The 17,923-nt window shown below is 58.2% G+C and carries 18 protein-coding genes; 6 read left to right on the top strand and 12 right to left on the bottom strand.

Annotation, left to right across the window (positions count from 1 at the left end):
• Positions 1–54: 54 nt before the first annotated feature.
• The 3 genes from IMX17_RS10920 to IMX17_RS10910 all read right to left on the bottom strand — a co-directional run bounded on the left by IMX17_RS10920 (position 55) and on the right by IMX17_RS10910 (position 3,191).
• Complete coding sequence (locus tag IMX17_RS10920) at positions 55–1,680, bottom strand: FMN-binding glutamate synthase family protein (RefSeq protein ID WP_182073865.1); 1,626 nt, start codon at positions 1,678–1,680, stop codon at positions 55–57.
• A 182-nt stretch (positions 1,681–1,862) separates the two neighbouring features.
• The gene (locus tag IMX17_RS10915; RefSeq protein WP_004939094.1) at positions 1,863–2,453 is read right to left on the bottom strand and encodes a LuxR family transcriptional regulator; all 591 of its coding nucleotides are present in this window, start codon (positions 2,451–2,453) and stop codon (positions 1,863–1,865) included.
• A gap of 21 nt (positions 2,454–2,474) precedes the next feature.
• Entirely contained in the window at positions 2,475–3,191 is a 717-nt protein-coding gene (locus IMX17_RS10910; RefSeq protein ID WP_193549768.1) for an EAL domain-containing protein, read from the bottom strand.
• Positions 3,192–3,705: 514 nt separating this feature from the next.
• On the opposite strand from IMX17_RS10910, the gene IMX17_RS10905 reads away from it, so the two are divergent.
• The 4 genes from IMX17_RS10905 to IMX17_RS10890 are packed head-to-tail and all read left to right on the top strand — an operon-like array spanning position 3,706 to position 8,672.
• Positions 3,706–4,248 (top strand): fimbrial protein, encoded by a 543-nt coding sequence (locus tag IMX17_RS10905; protein WP_033647475.1) that lies wholly within the window; start codon positions 3,706–3,708, stop codon positions 4,246–4,248.
• 48 nt (positions 4,249–4,296) lie between these two features.
• Positions 4,297–4,983, top strand: a complete 687-nt coding sequence (locus IMX17_RS10900) for a molecular chaperone (protein WP_033650575.1) — start codon at positions 4,297–4,299, stop codon at positions 4,981–4,983.
• Between the two features lie 12 nt (positions 4,984–4,995).
• Positions 4,996–7,590, top strand: a complete 2,595-nt coding sequence (locus IMX17_RS10895; RefSeq protein ID WP_043137171.1) for a fimbria/pilus outer membrane usher protein — start codon at positions 4,996–4,998, stop codon at positions 7,588–7,590.
• Between the two features lie 14 nt (positions 7,591–7,604).
• Entirely contained in the window at positions 7,605–8,672 is a 1,068-nt protein-coding gene (locus tag IMX17_RS10890; RefSeq protein WP_370571162.1) for a fimbrial protein, read from the top strand.
• 76 nt (positions 8,673–8,748) lie between these two features.
• Here IMX17_RS10890 and IMX17_RS10885 read toward each other — a convergent pair whose 3' ends face one another.
• From IMX17_RS10885 to IMX17_RS10865, 5 genes are all read right to left on the bottom strand, one after another.
• Positions 8,749–9,198, bottom strand: coding sequence for a helix-turn-helix domain-containing protein (locus IMX17_RS10885; protein WP_193549767.1), 450 nt, complete (start codon positions 9,196–9,198; stop codon positions 8,749–8,751).
• 205 nt (positions 9,199–9,403) lie between these two features.
• A complete protein-coding gene (locus tag IMX17_RS10880) occupies positions 9,404–10,984 on the bottom strand; it encodes a malate:quinone oxidoreductase (RefSeq protein WP_015377186.1) in 1,581 nt (526 codons plus the stop codon).
• Between the two features lie 460 nt (positions 10,985–11,444).
• Positions 11,445–12,872, bottom strand: coding sequence for an alkaline phosphatase (gene phoA / locus IMX17_RS10875; protein WP_193549766.1), 1,428 nt, complete (start codon positions 12,870–12,872; stop codon positions 11,445–11,447).
• Positions 12,873–13,003: 131 nt separating this feature from the next.
• A complete protein-coding gene (locus IMX17_RS10870; protein WP_033642416.1) occupies positions 13,004–13,711 on the bottom strand; it encodes a glutathione S-transferase N-terminal domain-containing protein in 708 nt (235 codons plus the stop codon).
• A 74-nt stretch (positions 13,712–13,785) separates the two neighbouring features.
• On the bottom strand, positions 13,786–14,469 hold the full coding sequence (locus IMX17_RS10865) for a helix-turn-helix transcriptional regulator (RefSeq protein WP_182264874.1): 684 nt from the start codon (positions 14,467–14,469) through the stop codon (positions 13,786–13,788).
• A gap of 175 nt (positions 14,470–14,644) precedes the next feature.
• Here IMX17_RS10865 and IMX17_RS10860 point away from each other — a divergent pair, with 175 nt between their 5' ends.
• A complete protein-coding gene (locus IMX17_RS10860) occupies positions 14,645–15,016 on the top strand; it encodes an antibiotic biosynthesis monooxygenase (protein WP_182264873.1) in 372 nt (123 codons plus the stop codon).
• A 168-nt stretch (positions 15,017–15,184) separates the two neighbouring features.
• On the top strand, positions 15,185–15,682 hold the full coding sequence (locus IMX17_RS10855) for an ATP-binding protein (protein ID WP_182264872.1): 498 nt from the start codon (positions 15,185–15,187) through the stop codon (positions 15,680–15,682).
• Positions 15,683–15,714: 32 nt separating this feature from the next.
• Here IMX17_RS10855 and IMX17_RS10850 read toward each other — a convergent pair whose 3' ends face one another.
• The 4 genes from IMX17_RS10850 to IMX17_RS10835 form a co-directional block, all read right to left on the bottom strand.
• A complete protein-coding gene (locus IMX17_RS10850) occupies positions 15,715–16,221 on the bottom strand; it encodes a GNAT family N-acetyltransferase (RefSeq protein WP_046896973.1) in 507 nt (168 codons plus the stop codon).
• Between the two features lie 62 nt (positions 16,222–16,283).
• A complete protein-coding gene (locus tag IMX17_RS10845; protein WP_004939031.1) occupies positions 16,284–16,541 on the bottom strand; it encodes a YjhX family toxin in 258 nt (85 codons plus the stop codon).
• Positions 16,542–16,774: 233 nt separating this feature from the next.
• Entirely contained in the window at positions 16,775–17,245 is a 471-nt protein-coding gene (gene cynS / locus IMX17_RS10840) for a cyanase (protein WP_182264871.1), read from the bottom strand.
• Positions 17,246–17,264: 19 nt separating this feature from the next.
• Positions 17,265–17,918, bottom strand: coding sequence for a carbonic anhydrase (locus IMX17_RS10835; protein ID WP_044031615.1), 654 nt, complete (start codon positions 17,916–17,918; stop codon positions 17,265–17,267).
• Positions 17,919–17,923: the final 5 nt, after the last annotated feature.

Here is a 17,923-nt window from a genome sequence, read left to right as displayed (position 1 = left end):
CCATATGCTCTTCCCCAAGGCGAGGGGGCAACTCTCTTTTTATTCCTTATCCCATCATGCCACCGGCAGCGAGATCGCCTGATCGAAACTGTTGGGCGTCGCCATGCGCCACATGCGGGCGTAGAACTCGCTTTTGATCTCCGGCTGCAGCAGCGCGCCCGGCTCCAGGTAGTAATAGATATCGGCGTACACCTTGATCTCGGTCGGCGTGATGCGGCGCAGCATATGGTGCGAGGTCAGCTGCTCCGGGCGGCTGACGCCGGCCGCCGCCAGCATATCCGCCAGCGCTTTCACCGTATTTTGATGGAAGTGATAGACGCGCTCCGCCTTGTTCGGCACCACCAACGCCTTCTGACGCAGCGGATCTTGCGTCGCGACGCCGGTCGGGCAGTGGTTGGTGTGGCAGCTTTGCGACTGGATGCAGCCGACGGCGAACATAAAGCCGCGCGCCGAATTCACCCAGTCGGCGCCGAGCACCAGCACGCTGGCGATGTCAAAGGCGCTGATGATCTTGCCGCTGGCACCAATCTTGATTTGGTCGCGCAGGCCGCAGCCCACCAGCGTGTTATGCACGAACAGCAGCCCTTCGCGCAGCGGCATGCCCATATAGTTGGAGAGTTCGAGCGGGGCGGCGCCGGTGCCGCCTTCCTTGCCGTCCACCACGATGAAGTCCGGCAGAATGCGGGTGTGCAGCATCGCCTTGACGATGGCGACGAACTCCCACGGGTGGCCGATGCACAGCTTGAAACCGACCGGTTTGCCGCCTGACAGCTCGCGCAGCTGTTGGATGAACTGCATCATTTCCAGCGGGGTGGTAAAGGCGCTGTGCGAGGCCGGCGAGATGCAATCCACGCCTTCCGGCACGCCGCGGGTGGCGGCGATTTCCGCATCCACTTTTTTCGCCGGCAGAATGCCGCCGTGGCCCGGTTTGGCGCCCTGGCTGAGCTTGATTTCAATCATTTTCACCTGCGGGCTTTGCGCCTGTTCGGCAAAGCGGCGCGGATCGAAATGGCCGTCGGCGGTGCGGCAGCCGAAATAGCCGCTGCCCAGTTCCCACACCAAATCACCGTTGTTTTCGCGGTGATAGCGGCTGATGCTGCCCTCGCCGGTGTCGTGGTAGAAATTGCCTTTGGCCGCGCCGAGGTTGAGTGCACGAATGGCGTTGGCGGAGAGCGCGCCGAAGCTCATCGCCGAAATGTTGAAGATTGACGCGGAGTAGGGCTGGCGGCAGTCAGCGCCGCCGATGGTGATACGAAAACTGGTGGGATCGGCGGCTTCCACTGGCCGCATGGAGTGGCCGATGCACTCATAGCCGGTTTGATACACGTCCAGCAGGGTGCCGAACGGTTTGTCGCCCATCTCGTTTTTCGCCCGGCGATACACCAGCGTGCGCTGGGTGCGGGAGAACGGGATCTCTTCATTATCCTGCTCGAGGAAATACTGGCGCAGTTCCGGGCGGATGAACTCGAAGAAGAAGCGCAGGCGGCCGATGATCGGGTAGTTGCGGCAAATGGCGTGGCGCTGCTGCGTGAGATCGTAGATACCCAACACCATCAGGCAACCGCAAGCCAGGGCCGGCAGCCAGAACCACGGATGGTTGTGCATCATGATCAAGAAAACCAGGGTGAGCAAGATGCTCAGCACAAAGCAGGTATAGCGGCTGAATAAGGACGACTTCATAACATCTCCTGATGTTTATTTTTAATCCACACGACATGACTCACGGATAATCCGTGTGCAAATCGTAGCCAACAGGAGAGGATGTTGTGTGTCTGTTGCTGCTTTGTCGCCGGTTGTTACATTAATTTAACTCGGCGAGGGGGGATTGCCGCGCGGCGTACCGCGCAACAAACCAGGACGTGTTATTTGCCGGCGACGAAGATGGTGCTCATGCTGCGCAGCCGCAGCTTTTTCATCGCGCTGTATTTCTGCGAGAAGATGGTTTTCGGGTGCGTGCCGCGTTTTTCCGCGATATGCAGCAGGCTGTCGCCGCGCAGCAGATTGAAGATCACGTCGCTTTCCGCCGGGCTGAGCTCGCGGGTTTTCTGCACCCGGATACCGCCCGGCTCTTTGCTTTCCAGCAGCCGCTGGATTTTTTCCTGCAGCGAATAAAGCGGAATGCGGGTGGAGACCAACTCGACTGAAATCCCCAGGATCGACAGCAGTTTCACCACGCGCTCGTCGTCATAGAACACCAACAGGCGCGTTTTGCTGTTGTACTGCTGGTGCAGGGACACCAGGCTTTCGATCACGTTGACGCTCTGTTCCAGGTTTTGCGAGGTGAAAATCAGTGCGATATCGTGCTTGGTGATCTTTTCCGCTTTGGCGCCGCCGTGCATGAAATCGGAAAACAGGCGGATATCGTACGCGCCGTAGTGTTTCTTCAGCAGCACCGACAGGCCAACATAGCTGTACTTACACTCACTAATCACAAGAACGTTGTTTTTAGACATAGGGCAAACACCAATACCGAGTTAAAAGTATTCAGCTGTAAGAAGCGAGTTCAAATCCCTGATGCTGGATTCCTTCCACAGCTTTCCCTGCAGTGCGTAATATGGCATTTCATCCAGCCATTTCTTGTGTTCGGGAGTTTCAACTCCTTCGATAATTACCTTGTAATGATTAAGGTAAAAGAAGCGCAGTAACGCGCGCATCAAGCCCTCGCCGCCGGACTTTTTCATAAAGTCCCAAAGCAGAAAACGATCGAGCTTAACGAAGCGGAACTGGCTGTTGTACAACGCGGAAAAACCCGCATAGCCAGAACCAAAATCATCGAGCCAAAATGAATAACTATTCAATGACGGATCGCCGTGCACGCGATCTTTCACCAGCCGGGTTGAATTCTCGCTGATCTCAAAATGAATACAGCGCAGGGCATTAATTCTTTCGGCAAAGTGAGTATTCGCCAGCGATTGCAGGGAATAATCGTCAACATTCAAAGTGGCTATCACTTGGTTTTCATGAAACCAGTGTTTGTATTTATCGATCAGATTGATCTGATCCATCAAAATCTCAATCCGGGTAGCGCTGTCGGCATGGCGAAAGAACTGTTCAGGAGAAAAATGGGCATATTCGCTATTAAACGTAAAGCGAGACAGGCATTCAACGGCCAGCAATTGTCCCGATTTCGCGAACATTGGCTGGAAAACATAATTAATGCCGTTATTTTTCTCTCTGAAAGAACCGCTCATTTCCCAATCCTTGGATTGATATTTAACTTGTTGATTTTAAATGGTTAAAAAGAAAGTTACTCCGTATTTATTGGTAAATTTCTTATTTAAAGCGTCAGGATGGCCGAAACGTGTCGACAGACCATTTAACGCGGAATTCGTGCCAAAGTCCAAACGTCGCAATCTGTTACTAAATGTAAATATTCGGGATAATATTCTGATTTTCAGGCCTTAACGCAAAATGTTGAACTCTGCAGCTTTCCCAAACACAGATTATTCCTATTCATATGAATCGTCAACATCGATCGATAGGTATCCGCCGATAGTTTATTCCTATCAAGAGGGGGCTTATGAATGTTTTAAACGATTTAACATTAAGAATATGCTTAGTCTATATTTCGTCCGGCAATGAGTTCATCGAGGCAACGCTCCTTTTCAGCAAGGGAGTGCTATCGCTGAGTGTATGCTCAGTGGCGGCAATATATATATAAGCCCGCCACTGAATCGATTATTTTATTGTTCTATGGAGCTGGAAATGAAAAAAGTATTATTGCCTTTGGCTGCCCTGGTATTGTCTGCAACTGCTTCCAACGCAATGGCAGCAAACGGCACTGTTAAATTCACCGGTGAAATCAAACAGTCTACCTGCCAGGTAACTAGCGATACTCAAAATAAAGAAGTTTACCTGGGTACTTACCCAACTTCTGCTTTCCCAACCGTGGGTTCTAAATCCGCTTCTAAAGCTTTCCAGATCTCTCTGGAAAAATGTGATGCCGGCGATTACAGCCTGCGCTTCGACGGTAACACCGTTGCCGGCAACCCAGACCTGCTGTCCGTAAGCAACGTTGGCGGCACCGGCGCTGCAGCTACCGGCGTGGGTATCGAAATCACCGATAACAACGGCAAGCCATTCGCTATCGGCGACGGTTCCAACATCAACGACGATGTAGCGAAAGTCACCATCGCTGCTGACGGTAAAGCGACCTTCAACCTGCAGGCTCGTTACCGTTCATTCGATAGCAACGTAACTGCAGGTCTGGCTAACGCCACCAGCCCGTTCACTATCGAATACAAATAATCGTCTTTCAGGACACATACGGCCAAGGATGGCCCATAGAGGAAACCGATGAAAAAGTTCTTTGCTGCTCTGCTGATGCTGGGCACCTTTAACAGCTACGCCGGTATCCAGGTAGATGCCACTCGCGTGATCTATAAAGGCGATGACAAATCCGCCTCTCTGCCAATTCATAACGATGCTTCAGAAGCTTATATGGTGCAGACCTGGCTGGACACCGGCGATAGAAACCAAGTGCCGAAAAATCTGCCTGTCGTTGTCGTTCCACCGATTCTGAAATTGGACGCTGCCAAAACCGCGGTTTTGCGCTTTATCTATTCCGGTAATGGCTTACCTCAGGATAAAGAAACCCTGCTGTGGATTAACGTGCAGGAAATTCCACCGGCGCCGAAGCAAGAAAACGTGCTGCAGGTTGCGGTGCGTACCCGAATCAAACTTTTTTACCGGCCGGTGGCGTTGAAAACGACGCTGGACGAGCAAGTACAAAACTTGCGTTGGCAGCGTGAAGGTTCACGCCTGCAAGTGATTAACGATGGCCCGCTGCATATTACCTTTGGGGCGCTGCATTTGAAAAACAGCGCGGGCAAGACCGTGGATGTGGACGCCAACATGGTGAGCCCGAAAGATCGCTTATCGATCAACATCCCGGCGGGCGTCAGCGTCGGCAACAAGATTGCTTTCAGTTATATCAACGATTTTGGCGGTAGAACGGAAGTCAAGGACGTTCCAGTACAATAAGAGAGACAGGGAATGGCAAATCAACGAAAAGTAGCAGGCGGAACGACGCGGCTGACGCAGCTGATCCGTATTGCAATCATTGCCGCCAGCGCGCCAATGTTATGGAGTGAAACGGCGCTGGCAGAGTTTAACATGTCGTTTATTCACGGCGATGAAAACCTGAGTAACGCGGAAGCGGTCGCTCAGGGCGATGCTTTGCAACCGGGCGTTTACCCATTCGACATCTACGTCAACCTGACTCAGGTCGATCACAAAGATGTTACTTTTCGTCAGGTTAAAGGCCAGACCGCGTCTCAACCTTGCCTGAAAGTTGAAGACCTGCGCAACTACGGCATCAAACTGCCGGAAACGCTGCAGGCCGGCAGCTGCGTTGATCTGCCTGCGTTGGTTAAAGACGCCACCGTCAGCTATGACGCGGCGGTGCAGCAGATCAACATCTCCGTACCGCAGACCATGATGGATCTGAGCGCCATTGGCGCGATCCCGCCAAGCATGTACGATGAAGGCATCAACGCGCTGTTCGCCAACTATAACTTCAACTACAACAAGAACAGCTATCGCCGAGATGACGCCGACGACAGCGAGTACATGTTCCTCGCGTTGAACAGTGGCCTCAACCTGGGCAGATGGCGCCTGCGCAACAACTCCACCTGGGACAAACAGAGTGGCAGCAGCAGCAACTGGACCAACGTCTCTTCCTGGGCCGAGACCGACATCGTGCCATGGCGCAGCCGTTTGGTGATGGGGCAGGCGAGCACCAACAACAGCGTGTTCAACAGCTTCCAGTTCCGCGGGGTACAACTCTCTAGCGTTGACGACATGCTGCCGGACAGCCTGCGCGGTTATGCGCCGGTAGTGCGCGGCGTGGCGGCGACCAACGCCCGCGTCGAGATCCGCCAGAACGGTTACGTCATCTATAGCACCAACGTCGCGCCGGGTCCGTTCGAGATCCACGACGTCTATCCGCATACCAATAACGGTGACCTGCAGGTGACCGTGAACGAGGCCGACGGTTCGCATAAAACGTTCAGCGTTGCCTACTCCTCCGTGGCCAACATGCTGCGCGAAGGTATTTGGAACTTCCAGCTGACCGCCGGTAAATACCACAACGGTAACGGCGGCTATCAGCCGAAGCTGATTCAGGGCACGGCGGCATACGGCATGAACTATGGCCTGACGCCGTTCGGTGGCGCCATCATCGCCGAGCACTACCGTTCCGCTGCCGTGGGTATCGGTAAGAGTCTGGGCTCATGGGGCGCCATCTCCGTAGACGGTTCGATCTCCGATACCGAGCTGGCGAACGGCGATCGCAAACAGGGACAGAGCTTCCGTTTCCTGTACTCCAAGTCGCTCAACCAGATGGGCACCAACTTCCAGTTGGCGGGCTATCGCTATGCGACGTCCGGTTACTATGATCTCAGCGATGCGGTCCAGGAACGCAACAGCTGGCGCAACGGCATTTATGCCAATGATTACTGGGATCCAAACGATCTGCAGCCGGGCCAGCCTTCCTGGAGCAACAACCAGAAACGCACCCGATACACCGCGCGCTACGGCAACAAGCGCGAACGCGTCGAGCTGTCGCTCAGCCAGCAGCTGTGGGCGGGCGCGAGCCTGTACGCCAACGTCAGCCACCAGAACTACTGGGGCGTGTCCGGTAACGATCGCACGATTCAACTGGGTTACAACGACGGCTTCAAACGTATTTCCTACGGCGTGTATCTGCAGGATACGCGCGGCCAGTACGGCTATTCCGATCGCAGCGTGAACTTCACGATGTCGATCCCGTTGGATTGGGGCCAGAGCAACAACTCGACCACCGCCAACTTCAGCGCGGCGCACAGCAAACAGAGCGGCGACAGCTACTCGACCGGCATCAGCGGCACCATGCTGGATGACCGTCGCATGAACTACTCGGTTTCCACCGGGCATACGCAGTCCTCCGGTCAGAGCAGCAACCTGAACCTGGGCTACAGCAGCAGCATCGGTAACATCGACGGTAGCTATGCCTACAGTTCGAAATACCGCCAGGAAGGGCTGGGCCTCTCCGGTGGTCTGCTGGTGCACTCCGGCGGCGCGACTCTGACTCAGCCGTTGCAGAACACTATCTTGCTGGTGGAAGCGAAAGACGCCAAAGGCGTGCGTCTGGAAAACCAGCCGGGCGTGACCATCGATCGCTTCGGTTATGCGGTGGTGCCGTCGGCCAACCCGTACCGCTACAACTATGTGGCGCTGCGCACCGAAGATTTTGGCCCGGGCCTGGATGTGCCGGTGGCCAGTAAGCAAGTGGTGCCGACCGAGAAATCGGTGGTGAAGGTGAGCTTCGATACCTTCAAGGGCGTCAGCCTGCTGATTCACGCTCGTCTGGGTGATAACGGTTATCCGGCCATCGGCGCCGGCGTGTTCAACGAGTCCGGCCGCAACAGCGGCACCGTGGGCCTGGAGGGCGCAACCTATGTTTCCGGCGTGAAAGCGGGTGAAAAACTGACGATCAAATGGGGCCCGAAAGCCGATCAGCAATGCGTACTGCCGATTCCGGCGGACGTGGGCGACAAACAAGCGGCCATGGGATATCAGGAACTGACCCTGCAATGCCAAAAACTGTAAGGTACACCATGAACTTGAGCAAATTAGCACGTAACACACTTCTGTCGGTGGTGGGGCTGGCGGGGTTGGCGATGGCGCAACAGGCGGCGGCGATGCAATGCCGCTTCGGCAACTCGACCGGCAGTAGCAGACCAACCGGCAGCGTGACGCAGGATATCGACGTCGGCCGTCCAATCGTGCTGGCCGCCAGCGACTTTGTGGCGGGCAACCTGATTTGGCGTTCGCAGAACTTTACCTCCACCTTTACGTGCTGGGATACCGATAAATTCCCACAGGGGGAACACGCTTATATTTACTGGAACCCGCAGAACTCGTTCGGCGCGTTAGATAAATCATTGGCTATCGGTGTGTCGATCAACGGTGTTGATTATGATGCGATCAACCTTAAGCAGAGCTCCAACAGCCCGACCGGCCCGGATTTGGGGCCAGGCACAATACGTACCAACGGTAGAAACCCGGCGGCGCCGCAGGCGGTGACTGCCACCTATTCGGTGTATATCAAAGCCACCGGGGTGAAACCGCCGGCGGGTAACTTCCCGCCGCTGGCACGCGCATCGCTGTTCCAAATCGATGGCGTGAAGGGTCTGAACGCTACCAAAGACAGTAACTTTAACGCCTACATCAAGGGGCTGGACAAGATCCGCGTGATCCAGTGCAACCCGCAGATCACCGTGTTGGCCAACAACGGCGCCAGCGTCGATTTCGGCGTGCTAACCAGCTCCAGCGCCAAAATCGGTACTATCGCCAAGCAGGTGCCGTTTGATATCAAGGCTACCTTGAGCGGCGGCGAATGTGCCGGCCAATCTCTGCAGGCCAGTTTCAGCAGCACCAACGCCGATCCGTCAGACAACACGCAGATCCTGCCAACCACCCAACCGGGCGTGGCGATCTTCCTGACGCAGCAGCGCGACACCAGTAAAAAACCGATCCCACTGCAAACCAACGTGGATTTCGGCGGTGTGCTGCAGGATAAGCAGAACGAAGTGAAAGAGACCTTTATCGCGAACCTGAAGTGGTTGACCAATACGCCGAAGACCGGGGTGTTCAACGCCACTGCCAACGTCGACGTCACCTTCAAATAATTCGGTGTCTCGTCAATAAAGAAAGGGTTCAGTTCTCGCGAACTGAACCCTTTTTTTGTGCCTAATACCGCGTGGATTAACGCAGCCCCATCCAACTGGTGCATACGCCTTCCGGCAGTTTGCCGGCAAACCAGCGCGGTAAGGCGGGGGCGTCGCGGTGTTGCTCAACCTGCGGCTGCGCCGGCCATTCGGCGACGTCCCAGCGGGTGGTGCGGCGATACACCGCCGGGGTCTTGCCGAACTGTTTCTTGAAGGCACGCGAGAACGAAGGCTGAGAGTCGAAATGGTATTGCAGGGCGATATCCAGGATCGGGCGTGGGGTGGAGCGCAGCGCCTGCGCCGCCTGCGACAGGCGCCGCTCGCGGATATAGCTGCCGAGCGCGTGGCCGGTGGTGCTGCGGAACATGCGCTGCAGGTGCCATTTGGAGTAGCCCGACTTGGCGGCGACGTTGTCCAGCAGCAGCGGCTGATCCAGATGAGTTTCAATCCAGTCTAGTAAATCGTGAATGATATTGACGCGATCCATGGTTTTAGTTCTCCCGCAAAAACGACATTCAGGTCACAGTGACTTAGCTTAATTATCCAAGAATATGCTTTGATAATAGGCGTGAGTGCGCCGTTACGCAAGGGTAAACCGGGGGTAAATAGGTGGCCAAAAATGCTCTTTGAGCGGCAGGGGTATAGAAAAAAGGCCGCATAAGGCGGCCTTGTCAGCAGGAAACCACGGGGAATCAGTTAGTTTCCGGTTTCACTTCAATGTAGTTCAGACCCAGCACGCTGCTGGTGTAGCCGCGGATCTTGTTGGTCATCTCGATATCGCCGTTCAGCTTGTGGCCGTAAGACGGGATGATCTCTTTCAGCTTGCTCTGCCATTCCGGCGTCGCCACTTTGTCTTTGAACACGGTTTCCATCAGATGCAGCATGATTGGCGCAGCGGTAGAAGCGCCCGGCGAAGCGCCCAGCAGAGCGGCGATGCTGCCGTCTTCGGAGCTGACGACTTCGGTGCCGAACTGCAGCACGCCGCCTTTATCCGCGTCTTTCTTGATGATCTGTACGCGCTGGCCTGCGGTCCACAGCTTCCAGTCTTCCTGCTTGGCGTCCGGGAAGTACTCTTTCAGCGCGGCGAAGCGGTCGTCGTCGTTCATCATCAGCTGGCCGACCAGGTATTTCACCAGATCGAAGTTATCCAGACCGACGTGGGTCATCGGCATCAGGTTCGAGGTGCTTAGCGAGTGCAGCAGATCGAACAGCGAGCCGTTCTTCAGGAACTTGCTGGAGAAGGTGGCGAACGGCCCGAACAGCAGCACGCGCTTGCCGTCCAGCATGCGGGTATCCAGGTGCGGCACGGACATCGGCGGCGAACCTACGCTGGCCAGGCCATACACTTTGGCCAGGTGCTGGTTGGCGATCTCCGGATTGGTGGTGACCAGGAACTGGCCGCCGACCGGGAAGCCGCCGTAGCCGTCGGCTTCAGGGATGCCGGATTTCTGCAGCAGGGTCAGGGATGCGCCGCCTGCGCCGATGAACACGAACTTGGCGTTAACGGTGGTTTCTTTGCCGTCGCGGTTCAGATCGGCAACGGTCACGCTCCAGGTCTGGTCGGCGTTGCGCTTGATGTCGCGCACTTCGTGGCTCAGGTTCAGCTTGAACTTGTCGCTGGCGCTCAGCGCGTCAACCAGCTGGTGGGTGATCACGCCGAAGTTGACGTCGGTACCCAGCGGCATGCGGGTCGCGGCGATTTTCTGCGCCGGATCGCGGCCGTTCATCACCAGTGGCGCCCACTGCTTGATCTGCGCAGGATCTTCGGAGTATTCCATGCCGCGGAACAGGGTGCTGTGCTGCAGCGCCGCATAGCGTTTACGCAGGAAGTTGACGTTGTCGTCGCCCCACACGAAGCTCATGTGCGGCACGCTGTTAATGAAAGATTTCGGATCTTTCAGGACATTGTTTTTCACCTGATAAGACCAGAACTGGCGAGAGATTTCGAAAGACTCGTTGACCTTCACCGCCTTGCTGATGTCGATGGTGCCATCGGCTTTTTCCGGCGTGTAGTTCATTTCGCTGAAGGCGGAGTGCCCGGTACCGGCGTTGTTCCAGCCGTTGGAGCTCTCTTCCGCTACGCCGTTCATGCGCTCGTACATGTCGATGGTCCAGGTCGGCTCCAGCTCATGCAGATAGGTACCCAAGGTGGCGCTCATGATGCCGCCGCCGATCAGAACCACGTCGACGGTTTTATTCTTCTCTTCAGCCGCCGCCTGTTGCGTAACGCCAAACAGGCTGAGACTGAAAATCAGGACGAGTAATTTTCTCATTGAATTAAATCTCTTGTGTGTAAATTCTACTCATTGCAGGTGAAAGAATTTAGCGGGAGTTACCCTGGAAATAATGAAGCCGACCGCCCGGCGAAAGCCGATAGGCAGCAATAATGCCTTTTTGTTAATAGGGTTTTTAACGAAAAGTGAACTATTGCAGGCCGTCCGGATGCAAATTGATCGGTTCACGTTACTGGCGGGGTATTATTGTTTGCGAGAATGTTAAAAACTACTTTTGTAACTAAAAAAAACGAATATAAGCAAAAATAGGCCGGTTGCTGTCGCAGGAATAAACAGAGAGGAGCGAAAGACAATATAACCGCGTTATTTTCATGGGTTAATTGCCGCGTAATTAGACGTTATTTCGTTATCACACAATAATTGCGGATTAATTGCAAATGCGCATCGGTAACCAATAATAAATGGCCGCCGTTGCGGGCGGCCATCGTTCAGAGGGCGGTTACTTGATGCCCATCGCATCGCGCATGGTGAAGAACAGATCGGTCTGATCGGTCAGGCCCACTACGTTGGCGGCGTGCGGGCCGTAGGCCGCGACGCGCAGCTGGGTGCCGGTGTGCCCCTGCGACTCCTCTTCCGAGTTGCCGTAGCTGAGGGTCATCGGTGCGCCGTCCTTGGTGGTCAGCTTTTGGGTCAGGCCCGGCGCTTTGGCGTCGGCGGAGACGATCTGGCTGGCGTGCGCGTGGTCGGCAGTGACGATCACCAGCGTGTTGCCGTCGGCGCGGGCGAAGGCCAGCGCTTTTTGCACCGCTTCGTCCAGATCGACGGTTTCGCCAATCTGCCCGCACGGGTTGGCGGCGTGATCCTGCTTATCGATCGACGCGCCCTCCACCTGCAGGAAGAAGCCGTTCGGGTTGTCTTTCAACAGCGCGATCGCTTTTTCGGTCATCGCCGCCAGCGTTGGCGTGGCGGCGGTGCGCGCCGGGTTGTTTTCGCAGGTTACCGCCGGTTTGTCGAGGTTGCCGTGGTAGCTGGCTTTCGGCCCCAGCCAACGCACCGGCATATTGCCGTCGGCGAACAGCCCCAGCAGCGGTTTTTGCTGGTTGGCGAGGGTAACGGCCTGCAGTTCGTCGGCGTTGCTCACCCACTGATAACCCTGCGCCGCCGCCTGCTCCTTCAGCGATTTTCCTTGCCATTCGCCGCTTTTCGCCAGCTGGTTGAACGATTTCGCGCCGCCGCCCAGCGTGACGTCGGCGCGGGTTTTCAGCAGTTGTTCGGTGATGGAGCCGCGGCCGCCGTTTTCCAGCGCGTTAGCGGCGCATTTCTCGCTGGTTTCCTCCGGGCCATAGCACTTGCGTGAGATGACGTGCGAGACCAGCGCTGCCGGCGTGGCGTCTTGCAACTCGGCGGTGGAGACGTTGCCGGTGGCCTTGCCGGCGGCCTTGGCGATCTCCAGCAGCGTCGGTTGATCCTTGCCGTTCACGTCCACGCCGAGCGCGCCGTTATAGGTTTTCACCCCGGTGGCCCAGGCGGTGGCGGAGGCGGCGGAGTCGGTCACGTAGTCCGGCTTGTGGGTTTTCCTGTCCAGCGAGTAATGGGTGTATTGCCCGGTCAGCGGCAGGGCGTCGATGCCCTTGAAGTAACCGCCTGCGCCTTCGGCGTAGTTGCGCGCGGCGGTGATCTCGGAATCCCCCATGCCATCGCCAATCAGCAGGATCACGTTTTTCGCCGTTTTGTCCGACAGCGACGCCTTCAGCGCGGCGGTCTGATCGCCGGCCAGACGGCGGGCGCCGCCCGGTTCGACGAGGTTGCCGCGCGCGGCGCGATCGGTCAGGCCATCGGCATTGGCCGAGGTTTCCGCCGCGATGGCGGAGGAACAGAGCAGGGCGGACAGTACGGCGCCGGCGATCAGGGATACAGCAGGTTGCATGGGGTAAGCTCCTTGTCGTAATACAACAATGTAAATAACATCAAATTGTTACGAAAGGAGAGTAGAGCAGAGGGATGACAATTTTATGACAGTGGAAGGCGGGATGGCCCGGCGGCCACCCCGTTTGACGATCAGGCCGCGCGCGCCGGGATAGCGAGCCCACGCTGCACCGCCGGGCGCGCCAGACCGCGCTCCAGCCACTGCGCGACGCGAGGGAAACTGTCGAACTCCACCAGTTCGCGCGCCTCATAGAAGCCGATCAGGTTGCGCACCCAACCCAGCAGCGAGATATCGGCGATGGTGTACTCCGCGCCCATGATCCAGTCGCGGCCTTCAAGGCGTGTTTCCAGCACGCCGAGCAGGCGTTTCGATTCGTTTTTGTAGCGCTCCAGCGGCCGCTTGTCTTCATATTCGCGCCCGGCGAATTTATGGAAGAAACCGAGCTGGCCGAACATCGGGCCGACGGCGGCCATCTGGAAGAACACCCATTGAATGGTTTCGTAACGCTGCGCCGGGTCCTGTGGCAGGAAACGGCCGCTCTTTTCCGCCAGGTAGAGCAGAATGGCGCCGGATTCGAACAGCGGCAGCGGCCGGCCGCCGGGGCCGTCGGGATCGATGATCGCCGGGATCTTGCCGTTCGGGTTCAGCGCCAGGAATTCCGGCGTCCAGGTTTCGTTGTTGCCGATGTCGATCAGGTGCGCTTCATAAGGCAGGCCGATCTCTTCGAGCATGATGGACACTTTGACGCCGTTCGGCGTCGGCAGAGAGTAGAGCTGCAGCCGTTCCGGATGCTGAGCCGGCCAGCGTTTGACGATCGGGAATTGGGTGGAATCGAGCATGGAAACTCCTCGGGTTGGCGGGGTCGCTTAAGCGTACCCCTAGAGTATTGCAGTAAAACTACCCTGCCGCCGGGTTACACCGTGAGGTCAAAATGTGCGGCCAGCGCTTTTTTACCGGCGTCGGTCAGCTGCAGCTCGCGGCTGTCGAGTTGGCGCAGCATCCAGCCGCGTTGGATAAAGGCGTTCAGCAGCGCAGCGCCCAGCGCGCCGCCGAGGTGAGATCGGCGTTCGCTCCAGTCCAGGCAACCGCAGGCGAAACGGCGGCGGGTGGGAGCGGGGGAACAATCGACGCTCAGCCGCGCCAGGGCCGCCTGGCCGGCGTCGCTTAAGCGGTAGTCTTCCTCGCCGCTCAACCAGTTCAGCGCATGCAGCCGATCGTGCAGCTTTACCGCTACCTCGCCCGCCATATGGTCGTAGCAGGTGCGGGCATATTGCAGCGAGGTCGGCGTGCTGCTCTTCACCGACGGGCGCGGCACGCCGGTCAACGCCATCAGACCTTCCAGCGCGGCGGCCACCGGTTGCCCGGCCAGCCGGAAATAGCGATAGCGCCCCTGTTTGACGCAGGCAATCAACTGCTGTTCCAGCAGTTTCGCCAGATGCGCGCTGGCGGTGGACGGGGCGACCTCGACCGCCGCGCTGAGCTCGGTAGCGGTGTAGGCGCGCCCGTCCATCAACAGGCACAGCATGCGCGCCCGGGTGCGGTCGGCGATGGCGGCGCTCAGCGCCGCTAAACGATCTTCTATCTCGATGTTATGCATACTTCGAGGTTAGACGAAGTATGGCTGTGCGTCCATTGCTAGCCTGTAGTCATCGCACTTTGCTGCTGTGCGGCCGTATTCGCTGGATATTGATGAGCGGGCGTTGAAATCGGTGCAGTGGCGCCGTTCGCTGAATGCGCGCGTGCCGGAATTTTACCGTTGAGAGGAGACGAGGATGATTGCCGTGATTTTTGAACTGCAGGCCGCCGATGGGCAGCGCGATACCTATCTGGCGCTGGCGGCGGCGCTGAAGCCGCTGCTGGCGCAGATCGACGGATTCATCTCTATCGAGCGCTTCCAAAGCCTGGCGGATCCTGCGCGCCTGCTGTCGCTCTCTTTCTGGCGCGACGAGGCGGCGGTGCAGCAGTGGCGCAATCTCGAACAGCACCGGGCGGCGCAGACGCGCGGCCGTGGCGAAGTGTTGGCGCAGTATCGGCTGCGGGTGGCGGAGGTGGTGCGGGACTACGGGCTGGAGAGACGCGACCAGGCGCCACAGGATAGCCGTTGTTATCACGCACAGAGCAAGCCTGCGTCGGAAGCGAATTGACAACGCTGCACGGTTGTCATATTCATTAGCTATGAAAAAATCCTACCGCCCATTCGCGAAAATTATTATCACCCTTCTCCAGAGGGTGGGATAGCGCGTGTGTCGCCAATAAAAACCCGCCGGCAGGCGGGTTTTTTTATCCCCTTCCGGCAACGACCGGAGAACGTCATGAAAACCTACCCTGGAGTTTTACACCTGATGTGCGGCAAGGCCGGCGCAGGCAAATCGACGTTGGCGCAGCGTTTGGCCCAGCAGCCGCAAACGCTGTTGCTGAGCGAAGATGCATGGCTGGCGACGCTGTATGAACAGGATATGGCCAGCCTGCAAGACTACGCGCGCTGCTCCGACCGGTTGCGGCGGGCGCTGGGCGGGCACCTTGTTCAGCTGCTGCGCGGCGGTTGGTCCGTGGCGCTCGATTTCCCGATGAATACGCCGGACAGGCGGCGCTGGGCCAAAGCCTTGGCGGAGGAGGCCGGCGTCGCGCACTGCCTGCACTTTCTCGACGTCAGCCATGCGCAGTGCCTGAACCGGATAACGCTGAGAAATGCGCGCGGCGAACACCCGTTTACACTGAGCGAGGCGGAGTTTGAGCACCTGGCGCAGTATTTTGTTCCCCCGGTGGAAGAGGAAGGGATGACTATCTTGCGTTATGGCGAGCGGGACTGAAAACCGGCGCCATGACGGCGCCGGCAACAGGGTTAGGCTTCGGCGTTAAACGCGTTGTGGAAGGTGACCTCCGCGCACGGCAGCGCGCCTTGGAAGGCGACGGCGCGGAAGTAGTCTTGCGGCACGCCCGGCAGGGTCAGCGCGCTCTGCGCCTGGAAGCCGAAACGGCCGTAATAGCTCGGATCGCCCAGCACCACGCAGCCTGCGGCGCCACGCTCCTGCAGCTCGGCCAGCAGCCGGCGGATAAGCATGCTGCCGATCCCCTGGCCCTGACAGGCCGGCAGCACCGACACCGGCGCCAGCCCGTACCACCCGGCGGCGCCGTTGCTGAGTGCGACCGGCGAGACGGACGCGTGCCCGATCGGTGTGCCATTGCGTTCGGCGACCAGCGACAGGGTGAGGGCTCCCGCCGCGCGCAGCGCATTGACGATAAACTGCTCGGTGTGGCTGCTGTGCTCGGCATGCAAGAATGCGGCGGCGGTGAGGGTGGCGATGGCGCCGACGTCGGCCGGCGTTTCGTGGCGTAACGTGATGTTCATGGTTGTATCCTGATTAAATAAGACTGTGCCGACCGGGCTACCTGCCCGGCCGGTATCGATGATTAACGGTTATCCAGCTGCGCCCGCACGGCCTTGAGCCCGGCGAAGGTGACGCGATAAGGGCGCCCCTGGCGAGAGAGGATCAGGCGTTTGGTTTTGAGCTTGGTGAAAACGGCCAGCGAGCAGTCGGCCAAGCCGAGCCCTTCGCGGGTGTAGCATTCAACGTGGGTGACGCGACCGGCGTCGTTGCGGGTGAAGGCGATATAGCCGCCTTTGGCCAACACGTGCAGCACGCGTTGTTCCGCTTTGGAAATGTTCATGTTGGGAGATCCTGTAATAACCCCAGATACGCGCATCCCCGCGCAAACGCGCGTCGGATACGTCAGAGTCCCTCGCCATGCGGCAAGGAAGCGACTATCGGGTGGTTACAATCTCCAACATACAGGCCTCGGGCAGTGAAAAACGCCAGAGCGGCGTTTCAGCGCAGTTAATGTAGCCAATGGCCGGTTGGCTGTCAATTTGCCGGCGACGTGGGCCGCCGGCGCAAGGCCAATCAGAAAGGCTTGGTCGGCAGGTATTTGCCGTCCAGGGTGATCACCGCGCGTTCGCCGCCGTCCGGATCGGCGACCTTCTTGATATCCAGCTTGAAGTTGATGGCGCTGATGATGCCGTCGCCAAACTGCTCGTGCACCAGCGCTTTCAGCGTGGAGCCGTAGACCTGCAGCATTTCATAGAAACGATAAATGGTCGGGTCGGTCGGCACGCCGCCGGGGATGCTGCCGCGCAGCGGGATGGTTTGCAGCAGCTGTACCGCCTCTTCATCCAGCCCCAGCTTGACCGCCACGGTGCGCGCCGCCGCTTCCGGCAGCGCATGCTGCCCCAGCAGCGCGGCGGTGACGAACGCCAGGCTGAGACCGGTGCCCTCGGCCAGCGCTTCGAACGTCAGGTTATGGCGGATCTTGGCGGCCATGATGGTGTCGGTGAGCGCTTCGCGCGGGGCGGCGTTGTGCAGAGAGTGTGTCATGTTGGCTCCTTTTGTGGGCTTAAAAACGGGCGATCGCCGGCGTGGCGGTCACCTCGGGATGGGTGGCGAGCGGCACGAAGCGGCGGGTTTCGCCGTCCAGCGCCTCGATAGCGCCGCTGGCGATGTCATAGACCCAGCCGTGCAGCGTCAGGCGGCCCTGTTCCAGCGCCAGGGCGACGGAAGGGTGCGTTTTGATGTTGTTGAGCTGGGCGATGACGTTTTCGCGCACCATCGACGCGACCCGCGCTTCGTCGCAGGCGTGCGGATAAGCCTGATTGACCGCCTTGGCGGAATCGGCGTAACGCAGCCAGCCGGCGACCGTTGGCAGGTGATCCAGACACTGGCAGGTGGCGATGGCGGTCATCGCGCCGCAGTCGGAATGGCCGCAGATCACGATATCTTCCACGCCCAGCGCGGCGACGGCGTACTCGACCGAGGCGGTCACCCCGCCGGGTTCGGGGCCGAAAGAAGGCACGATGTTGCCGGCATTGCGGATAACGAACAGATCGCCCGGCTCGCGCTGGGTGACCAGCTCCGGCACCAGGCGGCTGTCGGAACACGAGATAAACAGCGTGCGCGGATTTTGGCGGGTGGCCAGCCGCTGAAACAGCGCCGTGCGTTCAACAAAGGCTTCGCGCTGGAACTTCAGGAAGCCCTCAATTACCTCTTTCATTGTTT

Origin of the sequence: Serratia sp. X3 (assembly GCF_014982455.1) — a bacterium.
In the GTDB taxonomy this organism is placed as follows: Bacteria; Pseudomonadota; Gammaproteobacteria; order Enterobacterales; family Enterobacteriaceae; genus Serratia; species Serratia ureilytica.
This window is presented reverse-complemented; position numbering and strand designations above follow the sequence as displayed.